A 12,163-nucleotide genomic window follows, 5' to 3' on the forward strand; every position below is an offset into this window, starting at 1 on the left:
GGGCCGCGTCGGCCCGTACGCCGAAGGCCCGCGCCCCCGCGACGAGTTCTCGTCGCGGGGGCGCGGGCCTTCGTGCCGGGGGTGCCGGGGGTGCCGGGGGAGCCGGGGGAGCTCGGTGGGCACCGCGCTCAGGGTCGGTGCGCGGTGCCCGGGGGACTCAGCGCTTGGCGAAGTTCTGGGTCCAGTAGATGCCCCGGGGGCTGTTCGCCACGCCCACCCCGAGGTGGGTGTAGCCGCAGTTCATGATGTTGGCGCGGTGGCCGGAGCTGTTCATCCAGGCACTGACGACATCGGCGGGGGTCCGCTGTCCCATCGCGATGTTCTCCGCCCAGGCACGCTTCGGGCTGAACCCGCTGGCGTTGATGCGGTCGGTCATGGTCCGGCCGTCCTGGGAGGTGTGGCTGAAGTAGTTCTTGGCGGCCATGTCGTCGGAGTGGCCCTGGGCGGCCGAACGCAGTTGCGGGTCGGACACCAGGGGGGCGCAGCCGCCCTTCTGCCGCTCGGCGTTGGTCAGGCGCACCACTTCCTCGGAGAGGGAGGAGCCCGGCTGGGTGCCGGGGGAGGTCGCGGTGGCGGTCGGCTTGGGGGTGCTCGTCGGCCTGGTCGTCGGGCTGGTGGTCGGCCTGCTCGTCGGGCTGGTCGTCGGCCTGGCCGTGGGGCTCGCCGTCGGGCTCGCCGTGGGGCCGGTCGTGGGGGTGGGGGTGGTGCCGGGGAAGCAGCGGACCCTGACCGGCTTGGAGCGGCCGACGTTGCCCCGGTAGTCGGTGACGACGGTGTAGTAGACGCCGGGGGCGCACCGCAGTCGCACCGTCACCCGGCCGTTGGTCCCGCGCAGGGAGGTGCTCTTGACGACGGGGTCGGCGCCCGGCACGGCCCGCTTGATGCGGATGCGGACCAGGGCGGTGTCGTCACAGCCCAGGCGCGCGGCGGAGGCCTGGATCCGTCCCGCGGGGGTGGCACGGGGTTTGGCGGCGTACACGCGACACTCGGCCGGGGGAGAGGCCGCGGCGTGAGCCGTGGCGATCGGCGTGCTGAGGGCCGCCAGGCTCCCGAGGCAGAGAAGTAGCCCTAGCGGTCTGCGCATGTGGTGTTCCTCCAGTTGGTAGACGCTGGACGGATCCGCATTCTGTCGGTGACGGAACACCCTTGTCAGCAAATTCCGGACATTAATCTGGGTCACCGGTAAACCAGAGGGGTCCCAGGGGCGTCTGGGACCCCGGTTCCGGGGGGCCGGCGGGGCGTTCGTTACACCCTGAACACCCGTTTCGTGACCTGGTTGAGCTGGACATTCACCGTGCCGCTCGATCGGCGGCGCCGTCCGGCCGGCTCGCGGGCCCGGCGGCGCGGCACCGCGAAAAAAATCATGGACTCGCGCCGGGAAAAATCCGGGGCCCGAACCGGATCCCGGACCCGCCGGGGCCCGGCCGAATTCCCGGTTCGGGGTCCGCCGGGTTCCGGTCCGGCGTGCGGTCCCGGATCCAGCGGCTTCCGGCCCGCCCCCGGCGCGACACGGGTCCGCCGGGTTCCGGTCTTCCGGTCCCGCGCCGGATCCGGTCCCGTGCCGGGGTCCGGTCCCGTGCCGGGGTCCGGTCCCGTGCCGGGGTCCGGTCCCGTGCCGGGGGCCGGACCAGCGACGATCGCTCGGCAGGAAGGGCAGGGGACGATCCCGAACATTCATCCGTCCGGGGATCTACCCAGTGCCCACGCGCTGCGATTGAATGTGGCATGGTCTCCCCGGCGACACCCCCCGCCGTCACCGTGCCGCGCGGCGTGCGCGTCGGTTACGGCATCGGCTCGATCTGCACCGCGACGTTCTCCACGGTCCCCGGGCTGCTGCTGCTGTTCTACATGACGAACGTGCTGGCGGTCCCCGCCTGGATCGCCGGTGCGGTGGCCTTCCTCCCCAAGCTCTGGGACGTCGTCATCAACCCCTGGGTGGGTCAGCGCTCCGACCGCACGGTCTCCCGGTTCGGGGCCCGCCGCCCGTGGATCCTCCTGGGCGCGGTCACCCTCCCGCCCGCCTTCGCCCTCACCTTCGCGGGCCCGCCGCTCACCGGCATGACGGCCGCGCTGTACGTCGGGGTCTGCTACTTCCTCACCGCGACGGCGTACGCCTTCTACGAGGTGCCCTACAAGGCGATGGCCGCGGAGATGACCGACGACTACCACGAGCGGTCCTCCCTGCTGCAGTGGAGGATGGTCTTCATCGGCCTGGGCATCCTGCTCGCGGGGGCCGGCGCCCCGGCGATCGCCGGGGACGACGCCGCCGGCTACCGGACCATGGGCCTGGTCATCGGCGGGGTGCTGCTGCTGGCCATGCTGGCCTCGTTCTTCGGCACCGCCCGTGCCCCGATGGTCGGCCGTGCCGAGGCCGAGTCGTCGATCGTCGCCCAGTTCGCCGCGGCCCGCTCGAACAGGACGTTCATGGTGCTGCTCGGCTTCAGCTGCGCCCAGATGTTCTCGGCCGGCATCATGCTGGCCGGAGCGCCGTACTTCGCCACCTACACGCTGGACGAGCCCGCGGCCACCACCACGCTCTTCGTCTGCCTCGTCGGCCCGCTGCTGATCACCATGCCGCTCTGGGTCTGGCTGTCCAAGCGCTACGACAAGCGCGGCGCGATGCTCCTGGCCTCGTCGCTGTTCCTGACGGGCACCGTCGCGATGGTCCTGTCCGGTTCCCTCGGCGCGGTGTACGCGCACGCGTGCGTGCTCGTGGTCGGCATCGGCTACGCCGGATTCCAGTTGCTGCAGTTCTCGATGCTCGCCGACGTGATCGTCCACGACGCCCTGGTCACCGGCAAGCGCCGGGCGGGGGTGTTCACCGGCCTGTGGACGGCCGCCGAGACCGTGGTCTTCGCGCTCGGCGCGCTGGTGCTCGGCTGGCTGCTCGGGGCCACGGGGTTCATCGAGTCCGACCCCTCCACGCCGGTCGTCCAGCCCGAGGCGGCGACCACGGCGGTGCTGTACGGCACGACGCTGCTGCCGGCGTTCCTGATGGGGGTCAGCATCGTGCTGGTCGCCCGCTACACCCTGACGGCCGAGAGGATCGCCGAAGCCCAGGCGGCCGGGCCCCAGGGCGGCTGAGAGGACCGCCGAAGCCCGGACGGCCGGCCCCCGGACGAGACCCCGGGCGCGGGCCGGCGCCGGGTGCCCTCCGGGGGCCTCCGGGGCTCAGAGGGGCTGGGGCGTGATCATCAGGAAGCCGCAGTCGCCGAAGGAGACGACGTCGCCGGGCCGGACCTTCGCCGGGCCGACCAGGCGCCAGTCGTTCAGCCGGGTGCCGTTGAGCGAGCCCAGGTCGACCAGGATCCAGCCGTCCTCGTCGCGGCGGAGCTCGGCGTGTACCCGTGAGACGGTCAGGTCGGCGAGGACCAGGTCGCAGGTGGAGCCGCGGCCGACCACGTAACGGGTCCTGCCGTCGCCGGGCAGTGCCAGCCGGGGCATCCTGGGCCGCCGCCAGGCCGACTCCACCCGCTTGGTGAAGTCGGAGGCCGAGGCGACGGCCTCGGTGACGATGCGGCGCAACCGGCCGCGCTGCGGCAGGTCGGCGACCAGATGGTCGAGCTCGCCCTGGTTGCGTGCGCGCAGGGCCATGTCGACCCGGCCGAGGAACGTGTCGTGCGACAGGCGCCCCTCGACGGCGCGGTCACGGAGTTCGCTGATCGCACGGTCGCGATCCCCGTCGGAGGCGCGGGACGGGGGATGCGGCGAGCTCATCCTCCGAGTATCGGCCCCGAGGGCGGAACCTGTCCAGAATACGCGAATCTCTTGCGATGGGCATACTCGGTATGCATACTCAGTATTCATGGCGATCCGACAAGGGCTCCTCGCCCTGCTGAGCAAGGGGCCTCGCTACGGCTACCAGTTGCGCGCCGAGTTCGAGGCGTCGACGGGGGCGACCTGGCCGCTCAACATCGGCCAGGTCTACACGACCCTCTCCCGCATGGAACGCGACGGCGTGGTGAGCCCCGGCGAGCAGGACGAGCAGGGCCGGGTCGTCTACTCGATCACCGAGGCCGGTCTGGCCGAGATGGAGCGATGGTTCGGCACCCCCGTCGCCCAGTCGGACCGGCCTCGGGACGAACTGGTCATCAAGCTCGCGATGGCGGTCGCCGCGGCCACGGACGTGCGGCCGATCATCCAGGCCCAGCGCACCGCGACCATGCGCACGCTGCAGGAGTTCGTCCGCGCCAGGCACGCGAGCGCCGAGAGTCCCGCGCAACGGCTGGTGCTCGAATCGATGATCTTCCAGGCCGAGGCCGAGCAGCGCTGGCTGGACCACTGCGAGGCCGTGCTCACGGCCTCCCCCCGCAAGCAGGAGAAGGACAGTTGACATTCCCACCGCCACCGCCACCGCCACCGTTACCGACGCGGACTCGCACGCAGGGAGGCCTCCGATGACCGCCGACCAGGTCGTACGCCTGGACCGGGTGACCCGCACGCACGGCGAGGGGCCCCGGGCCGTGACGGCGCTGCGCGGGGTGAGCCTCGACGTCGGCGCCGGGGAACTGGTCGCGGTCATGGGGCCCTCGGGGTCCGGCAAGTCGACCCTGCTCAACCTGGCCGGGGGCCTCGACGTGCCGACCTCCGGGTCCGTGACCGTGGAGGACACGCCGCTGTCGAGCCTGACGGCCGCCGAACGGGCCGGCCTCCGGCGCAGGCGCGTGGGCTACGTCTTCCAGGACCTCAACCTGATCCCCTCGCTCACGGCGCTGGAGAACGTCACGCTCCCCCGCGAGCTGGACGGGGCCCGCCTCGGGACCGCGCGCGGCGAGGCGATGCGGGTGCTCACCGAGGTCGGCCTCGAAGAGGTCGCGGACCGCTTCCCCGACGAGATCTCCGGAGGCCAGCGCCAGCGGGTCGCCATCGCCCGCGCGCTGGTGGGGGAACGGCGGCTGATCCTGGCCGACGAGCCCACCGGCGCGCTCGACACCCCCACCGGCGACGAGATCCTCCAGCTCCTGCGCGTCCGCTGCGACGCCGGGGCCGCCGTGCTCCTCGTCACCCACGAGCCCCGCTACGCCGCCTGGGCCGACCGCGTGGTCTTCCTGCGCGACGGCGAGATCGCCGACTCCACCGCCGTCCCGCTGGAGAGCGCCCGATGAGCGCCCTGCTCGCCGCGCTGCGCCTCTCCCGCCGCGGGATCGGGCGGGCCAGGGCGCGGAGCGCGTTGATCATGTTCATGATCGGCCTCCCGGTGATGCTGCTCACCGCGGGCCTGACCTGGCAGGCCACCGTGGACGTCGACACCAGGGAGGGGCTGAGCCGCGACCTCGGCACGGCCGACGCCCGGATAGAGGGAGGGACGGTCGGCGTACCGATCCGGCAGGACATCGAGGGCAGGAGAACAGCGGCCTTGGGCGTGCTCGACGGCACGACGCGCGACAGGGAGCTGACCGAGCGGGAGGTCCTCTCCCTCTTCGGGCCGGGCAGCCGCGCCCTGCCCTCACGGAGGCTCATGACCGGGTACCGGGTGGCCGGCGCCTACCGGGAGGCCGGCCTGTGGGAGATCGACCTGCGTGATCCGATCGCCACGGGCATGTACGACCTGTCGGCCGGGCGTCTGCCGTCGACGTCCCGGGAGGTGGCGGCGAGCCCGGGACTCGGACTGGGACCGGGGACCCGTATCACGCTGGAGGGCGGGAGCCCGGTCACCGTGGTCGGCGTCGTCGAGCGCCGGGTCGTCCCCGACTCACGGACGATCGTCGCCCTGCCCGGGACCGTACGCGCGGCGACCGGTGGGACCGCGTGGAGGACCTGGTTCGTCGACACCCCTGCCCCGGTCACCTGGCAGCGGGTCGGCGAGATCAACCGGCACGGTGTCGAGGTCGTCTCGCGGGCGGTGGTCGAGGACCCGCCACCGGCGGCGGGCGGCCCCACCGACCCTCTCCCTCCGCTGGGGAGAGGCGCCGACCCCGTCATGATCATCCTCGTCGCGACGATCGCCGTGCTGCAGGTCGTCTTCCTGGCCGGACCGGCGTTCACCGTCGGTATCCGGCGTCGCCGGCGCGAGCTCGCGCTGATCGCCTCCCAGGGCGGTTCCCCCCGCCACCTGCGCGGCGTCGTCCTCGCCGACGGCCTCACCCTCGGCCTCGCGGCCTGCGTGCTCGGCGCCATGGGCGGGATCGGGCTGGCCGCGGCCCTCATGCCGTTCTTCCGTCACGGTCCTTTCGAGGTGCCCGCCGGCCCGATCGCGCTCGTCGTGCTCCTCGGGGTGGTGAGCGCGCTGCTCGCGGCCGTCGTCCCCGCGGTCCAGGCGTCGCGGACCGAGGTGGCCGAGGCGCTGGCCGGCCGCCGGGGCCGGGTCAGGGACCGCCGGGGGCTGCCCGTGCTGGGCCTGGTGCTCCTGGTCGCCGCGGTGGCGGCCATCGCCGTCCTCGCCCTCCCTCACGCGTGGGTAACGCCGTGGCCGGCGGGGGAAGGCTCGGTCATGATCAATCTGCTGGGGAGCGTGATCCTCGGCCAGCTCGGGATGGTGCTGCTGACGCCGTGGCTGGTCGGCGTGGTGGCGCGGACGACCGGGCGGTTGCCGCTGCCGTTCCGGATGGCCGCCAGGGACGCGGCGCGCAACCGGGGCCGCACGGCCCCGGCCGTGACCGCGGTGCTGGTGGCGACCACCGTCTTCGGCGCCGTGGCGGTGATGGTCTCCAGCCAGAGTGCCAGGGCACGGGAGACCTACACTCCCGGCTACGTGACGGGGACCACGGTGGTGTCGTCCATCGACCCAGAGTCCAAGTCCCGTCAGGCGGTCCGGTCCGAGCTCAGGCGGACCGTCACCTCCCTCCTGCCCGGGGTGCCGGTGATCGAGGTGGGAGGACTCGCCGACTCCACCTCCCAGCCGGTCTATCCGGTCGTGGGGTCCCTCCCACGCGACCTCCGTTGGAGGGGCAGGGTTCCCGTGGGGGGAGCCGATCTGCTCCGTTACCTCCTGCGCGGTCCCGACCCCGCCGCGGAGGCCGCCCTCGCCGCGGGCAAGGCCGTGGTCTTCGACCCGCGGGCGCTGCGCGGCGGAACGCTGACCCTCACCGTCACCACCGTGCGGGGCGAGAACGTCGAGCACTCGGTGCCCGCCGTGCTCCGGCGCCCTCCGGCCGGACCGGTGGTGGCGGCGATGCTCCCCCCCTCCGAGGGCTCCAGGCTCGGCCTCACCGTGGTCTACGACACCCTCCTGGTCGATCCGGCCGTGCTGTACATCCCCCCCGAGCAGGAGCGGCGGCTGCACGAGGCGGTGCGGGCCGTCACCCCGTCGGCCTTCGCCACGGTCGAGCGGGGCTTCCGGGACGACGACGGCAGGAAGGCGCTCGCCCTCGCCGCCCTCGGTGCCGCGATCCTGGTCCTCGGGGCCACGTTCGCCGCGACCGGGCTGGCCGCGGCCGAGAGCCGTCCCGACCGGGCCACGCTGGCCGCCGTGGGGGCGCCGGCCCGCACCCAGCGCCTCCTCGTCGCCGGGCAGGCCGGGTTCATCGCCGCTCTGGGGGTCGCGACGGGGGTACCGGCCGGGCTGGCCGCGGGCGTGATGGCCGTCCTCGGTCTGAACGCGCGCGTTCAGGCCGAGCTGAGCGCGATGTCCGGCGTGGTCCTGGAGGGCCGGCCCGTCGTCATGTACCTGCTCGACGTGCCCTGGCTCGTGCTGGGGGGCGTGCTGGTCGGCCTGCCGCTGCTGTCGGCGCTGGTGGCGGGGGCGTGCGCCCGGACCGGAGTGGTGTTCGCCCGCCGCCTGACCTGACCGGCCCCGGCGCCGTTTGTCCTGACGGCCCGATCGGCCCCGTCGCCCGACCCGGCCGGGTCCGGCCCTGCCCGGAGATCCGAACGTCCCGCCCGCCCGCCCGGCGCCGCCGGGCGGGCCGGACGTGTCAGTCGGTGACGTCGGCGCAGACCACGTGGGCGCCCAGCTCGATCATCCGCTGCTCGCTGCGCGCGTCGGCGACCCGGGCCATCAGGATCGGCGCCTCACTGGCGGCGAGCTGCGGCAGCCTGGCCCGTACCCCGCGGTGGATGTCCCTGACCACGTCCTCGGCCGCCGACATGTGCACCTTGACGTGCAGCATGATCCCGGGGGCGCCCGAGGAGGTGCCGGCCTCGGAGATCCACACGTGGTGGACGAGCGGGTAGTCGACGAGCAGGTGCGAGATGGCGGCGCGCAGCGCGGGCAGGATCGGGTGGTCGCACCGGCGGTAGCCCGGATCGACCATCTGCATCGGACCCGACAGGTGCGGCCGGGGGGCAGGGATCCAGGAGGCGGCGGGCGCGGCGGGCACCGGGGTCCGCGGTCGGTTCTGCGGGGCCGGGGCCTGCGGGTAGGACGGCTGCGGGGCCGGTCCCGGCGGGTACGGGCCCTGAGGGTAGGAGCCCTGCGGGGGCCTCTGCGGCGACGGGGCCTGGGGATGGGGGTTCCTCGGCGGCGAGGCCTGCGGGCGTGCCGGCGCGGGACGCGAGACCGTGGCCATCGCCCCGGTCGCGTACGCGGTGGGCGTCGCGCTCGACAGCGCGGGCGTGGGCCCGCTGCGCGTCGAGAGCAGGTAGCGCTGGAGGTCCTCGATCGGCACGGCCGCGGCCGCCGGCCCGGCCGCGTCGATCACGATCTCCCGCACCCCGGTGACGCGCTGGATGTCGAGGACGGTGTCGGCGTCGCACGCCGAGAGCGAGTGGCTGCCGCGGTGCCGCGCGTAGGTGTCCGCCGAGGTGTACCCGAGCAGGACACGTTCACCGGCCTGGGTCGTGCCGAGCACGACCGAACGGTCGGGTCGCACGGCGACCAGGAGTCCCCATTCCGCGAGCGCCGCAAGCAGCCGGTGCGGCTCGCCGTGCTGCGCGAGCACGGTGCCGAGAGCGGGGTTCCCGATGCTCATATGAGGAACGATAGGTAGTGAACCACGGCTTATCAGGGTAATCGCGAAGTTTTCTTGGGATCAATACCAACTTGAAGTTCGAAGCATGGGATGTCACGGGGACGGGTAGCCCGCCCCGGGCGGTCCAGGGGCCGCACCCGGGCCGACCTGAGCTCTCGTGTACCCCGTCTCGGATCGCGGGACACTCGTGAACGCGTTCACAAGCGCCGATAGACTACGTGAGGTCCGTGCACCTCACCGCCTAGTAAGGATCTGCCTGTGAACAAGCCCGTCGTACTGGTCGCCGAGGAACTCTCCGAGGCCGGTCTCGCGGTTCTGGGCGCGGACTTCGAAGTCCGCCACACCGACGGCGCCGACCGCGCCCAGTTCCTGCCCGCCCTCGCCGGCGTGGACGCCCTGATCGTGCGCAGCGCCACGCAGGTGGACGCCGAGGCGATCGCCGCCGCCCCCCGGCTCCGCGTGGTCGCCCGCGCCGGCGTCGGCCTGGACAACGTCGACGTGGAGTCGGCCACCAAGGCCGGCGTCATGGTCGTCAACGCGCCCACCTCCAACATCACCAGCGCCGCCGAGCACACCGTGGCCCTGATCCTCGCCTCCGCCCGCAACGTCGCCCAGGCGCACTCGGCGCTCAAGGGCGGCGAGTGGAAGCGCTCGAAGTACACCGGCGTGGAGCTGGACGAGAAGGTCGTCGCGATCCTCGGCCTCGGCAAGATCGGCCAGCTGGTCGCCCAGCGCCTCCAGCCGTTCGGCGTCGAGCTGATCGCCTACGACCCCTACCTGCAGCCGGCCCGCGCCGCGCAGATGGGCGTCCGCCTGGTCTCGCTGGAGGAGGCCCTGCGCGAGGCCGACTTCATCACCGTGCACCTGCCCAAGTCCAAGGAGACCATCGGTCTCATCGGCGAGCGGGAGCTGCACCAGGTCAAGCCGAACGTGCGTCTGATCAACGTCGCCCGCGGCGGCATCATCGACGAGAACGCCCTCTACTCCGCGATCAAGGAGGGCCGCGTCGCCGGCGCCGGCATCGACGTGTTCCCCAAGGAGCCGGTCACCGACAGCCCGCTGTTCGAGCTGGACCAGGTCGTGGTCACCCCGCACCTGGGCGCCTCCACCCACGAGGCCCAGGAGAAGGCCGGCACGCAGGTCGCGCGGAGCGTGAAGCTGGCCCTGGCCGGGGAGTTCGTGCCGGACGCGGTCAACGTCCAGGGCGGTGCCGTCGCCGAGGACGTCAAGCCGGGCCTGCCGCTGGCCGAGAAGCTCGGCCGGGTGTTCACCGCGCTCGCGGGCGAGGTCGCCACCAGGCTCGACGTCGAGGTGCGCGGCGAGATCGCCTCCCACGACGTCCGGGTGCTGGAGCTGGCCGCGCTCAAGGGCGTCTTCACCGACGTGGTCGAGGACTCGGTCACCTACGTCAACGCCCCGCTGCTGGCCAAGGACCGCGGTGTCACGGTCGAGCTGATCACCAGCTCCGACAGCCCCGACTGGCGCAACGTGGTGACGGTCCGCGGCGTGCTCGCCGACGGCCGCGCGGTCTCGGTCTCGGGCACCCTGTCCGGGCCGAGGCAGATCACGAAGATCGTCGAGGTCAACGGCTACCAGATGGAGATCGAGCCGACCGACCACCTGTCCTTCTTCACCTACACCGACCGTCCCGGCATCGTCGGCGTGGTCGGCCGTATCCTGGGCGACCACTCGATCAACATCGCCTCGATGCAGGTGGCCCGGGACGCCAAGGGCGGCAAGGCCCTGATCGCGCTCACCGTCGACACCGCCATCCCGGCCGACGTGATCGACCAGATCGGCGCGGAGATCGGCGCCGACAGCGGCCGCTCGGTCGACCTGACCGACTGACGGGCGAGCCACGGCGCCGGCGCGGCCCCGCCTCCGGGAGGGGGTCGCGCCGGCGCCCGCCCGCCGTCTCGGCATGTGAGAAGTGGGTACGCGGGGCGAGACGGTCCCCGCGGTGCCGGGTACCCTGATGGGGATGCGCCGGGTGTTCGCACCGTTCACCCGCCGCGGCGGGGCCCGACAGGGGCAGGCCGGCGGCCCGCCACGGTGTCCGTGGCGCTCGCCGGCTCCGAGCCCTCCGTCCGCCGGTCCGTGACCCGGACCGCGACATCGGGCCCGGTCCGAGTCCCGACCGGAGTCTCGGCCACCTTCACCGCTCACACGCGACCGAGACGAGATCCGCCATGTACGAGATGTATTCCTGGAACCGCCCGGACGAGAACGAGAACGAGACGTCCGACGCGCTGCAGACCGCCCTGGACCGCCGCGACAACGGTGGCTCGCCCACCCGGGGCTGAGGAGCGGACGCGCCCGCGGGCGGAGCGGACGCCACCGCGGGCAGACCGGCGCCCGCCGGCGACGAGGGGCGCCCACCCGCCGGTGACGGACGGCAGGTCACCGGCCCGTGACGGATCCGGTCGCGCGCTCGATCCGTTCGGTCAGCTCGACCCCCTCGGGGTCCGGGCGCACCCCGCCGGCGAAGGAGGCGCGCCGCCAGGCGCTGAGCCGCTCCTCCTTGACCACGTCCCCGCTCCGCGGGGCGTGCACCATGTACCCGGGCTTCGTGATCATTCCGACGTGCCCGAGGCCGCGGAAGAAGACCAGGTCCCCGGGTCTCAGGTCCTTCCAGGCGATCTTCTTCGAGAACGCCCCGTACTGTTCCGAGGCGATGCGGGGCAGCGTGATCCCGGCGGCCCCGTAGGCGCGGAGCATCAGCCCCGAGCAGTCGAAGCCGCCGCGGCCGGTGCCGCCCCAGGCGTACGGCGTGCCGCGCTTGGACATGGCCCAGGTCAGGGCCTTCTGCCAGGCGGGGCGCAGGGAGGCGGCCCTCAGGGCGCCCTTCAGGGCGGGCATGCCGAGCGCGGCGGGCCCGGGGGCGGGCAGGGGCGAGGCGGCCGACGCGGTGGACGGGGTCGCGAACACCGCGGTTCCGGCGACGAGTACGGACGCGACGCGAGAGCAGATCTTGCTGTACAGGGTCGTTCCTTCCATGGGGCCGGCCGGGTGAGCTGTCGGGCTCGGGCGTGGAGGCCGCCCTACGGCGCGGGTGCGCGCCGACTCGCCCCGAGGGATCGGCCGGGCGGACGGGAACGCGCTCCGGTCGGGGAGCGGGGTTCCCGGGGCCCGGGTGGATCCCGGCAAGAAGTGGTTCCCCGGCTTCGTCCATCTCGATAAGGGATGATCCGGACGAATTAGGCATGAATCTGAACGCTGAGGACCATAACCAAACCTCATGAAACGGTCAACATATACTAAAGTTGGACAAAATGATCAGGGGTCTCCCGGAGGGAAAACGTGTCCGAGGGATG

General features: G+C 73.0%; 9 protein-coding genes and 1 riboswitch. Of the genes, 5 read left to right on the forward strand and 4 right to left on the reverse strand.

Annotated elements, in window-relative coordinates; translation table 11 throughout:
• Positions 1-157 precede the first annotated feature (157 nt).
• A complete protein-coding gene (locus AB0G16_RS07065) occupies positions 158-1,084 on the reverse strand; it encodes a CAP domain-containing protein (protein WP_362799915.1) in 927 nt (308 codons plus the stop codon).
• A gap of 641 nt (positions 1,085-1,725) precedes the next feature.
• Here AB0G16_RS07065 and AB0G16_RS07070 point away from each other — a divergent pair.
• Positions 1,726-3,084, forward strand: coding sequence for an MFS transporter (locus AB0G16_RS07070; protein WP_362799918.1), 1,359 nt, complete (start codon positions 1,726-1,728; stop codon positions 3,082-3,084).
• Positions 3,085-3,171: 87 nt separating this feature from the next.
• Here the strand turns inward: AB0G16_RS07070 and AB0G16_RS07075 are convergent, their stop codons facing one another.
• Positions 3,172-3,717, reverse strand: a complete 546-nt coding sequence (locus tag AB0G16_RS07075) for a DUF1707 and FHA domain-containing protein (protein ID WP_362799921.1) — start codon at positions 3,715-3,717, stop codon at positions 3,172-3,174.
• Positions 3,718-3,805: 88 nt separating this feature from the next.
• Between AB0G16_RS07075 and AB0G16_RS07080 the strand changes: the two genes are divergently transcribed.
• From AB0G16_RS07080 to AB0G16_RS07090, 3 genes are all read left to right on the forward strand, one after another.
• Positions 3,806-4,333: a PadR family transcriptional regulator gene (locus AB0G16_RS07080; RefSeq protein ID WP_362799924.1), complete on the forward strand. Its 528-nt coding sequence runs from the start codon at positions 3,806-3,808 to the stop codon at positions 4,331-4,333.
• A gap of 64 nt (positions 4,334-4,397) precedes the next feature.
• Positions 4,398-5,105 (forward strand): ABC transporter ATP-binding protein, encoded by a 708-nt coding sequence (locus AB0G16_RS07085; protein WP_362799927.1) that lies wholly within the window; start codon positions 4,398-4,400, stop codon positions 5,103-5,105.
• Positions 5,102-7,726, forward strand: coding sequence for an FtsX-like permease family protein (locus AB0G16_RS07090; RefSeq protein ID WP_362799930.1), 2,625 nt, complete (start codon positions 5,102-5,104; stop codon positions 7,724-7,726). Before AB0G16_RS07085 ends, AB0G16_RS07090 begins: the two co-directional genes overlap by 4 nt.
• A 127-nt stretch (positions 7,727-7,853) precedes the next feature.
• Here AB0G16_RS07090 and AB0G16_RS07095 read toward each other — a convergent pair whose 3' ends face one another.
• A complete protein-coding gene (locus AB0G16_RS07095; RefSeq protein ID WP_362799933.1) occupies positions 7,854-8,849 on the reverse strand; it encodes a hypothetical protein in 996 nt (331 codons plus the stop codon).
• 258 nt (positions 8,850-9,107) lie between these two features.
• Between AB0G16_RS07095 and serA the strand changes: the two genes are divergently transcribed.
• Positions 9,108-10,697, forward strand: coding sequence for a phosphoglycerate dehydrogenase (gene serA, locus AB0G16_RS07100; protein ID WP_362799937.1), 1,590 nt, complete (start codon positions 9,108-9,110; stop codon positions 10,695-10,697).
• A gap of 552 nt (positions 10,698-11,249) precedes the next feature.
• Here the strand turns inward: serA and AB0G16_RS07105 are convergent.
• Positions 11,250-11,846 (reverse strand): C40 family peptidase, encoded by a 597-nt coding sequence (locus AB0G16_RS07105; RefSeq protein WP_362799940.1) that lies wholly within the window; start codon positions 11,844-11,846, stop codon positions 11,250-11,252.
• Positions 11,834-12,063: riboswitch (cyclic di-AMP (ydaO/yuaA leader) on the reverse strand. Its footprint overlaps the gene before it by 13 nt.
• Positions 12,064-12,163: the final 100 nt, after the last annotated feature.

Source organism: Streptosporangium sp. NPDC023615, from assembly GCF_040640155.1.
In the GTDB taxonomy this organism is placed as follows: Bacteria; Actinomycetota; Actinomycetes; order Streptosporangiales; family Streptosporangiaceae; genus Streptosporangium.

Coding starts and splice junctions, on each gene's coding strand:
- AB0G16_RS07065 (WP_362799915.1), bottom strand. CDS start 1,084: ATGCGCAGACCGCTAGGGCTACTTCTCTGCCTCGGGAGCCTGGCGGCC.
- AB0G16_RS07070 (WP_362799918.1), top strand. CDS start 1,726: ATGGTCTCCCCGGCGACACCCCCCGCCGTCACCGTGCCGCGCGGCGTG.
- AB0G16_RS07075 (WP_362799921.1), bottom strand. CDS start 3,717: ATGAGCTCGCCGCATCCCCCGTCCCGCGCCTCCGACGGGGATCGCGAC.
- AB0G16_RS07080 (WP_362799924.1), top strand. CDS start 3,806: ATGGCGATCCGACAAGGGCTCCTCGCCCTGCTGAGCAAGGGGCCTCGC.
- AB0G16_RS07085 (WP_362799927.1), top strand. CDS start 4,398: ATGACCGCCGACCAGGTCGTACGCCTGGACCGGGTGACCCGCACGCAC.
- AB0G16_RS07090 (WP_362799930.1), top strand. CDS start 5,102: ATGAGCGCCCTGCTCGCCGCGCTGCGCCTCTCCCGCCGCGGGATCGGG.
- AB0G16_RS07095 (WP_362799933.1), bottom strand. CDS start 8,849: ATGAGCATCGGGAACCCCGCTCTCGGCACCGTGCTCGCGCAGCACGGC.
- AB0G16_RS07105 (WP_362799940.1), bottom strand. CDS start 11,846: ATGGAAGGAACGACCCTGTACAGCAAGATCTGCTCTCGCGTCGCGTCC.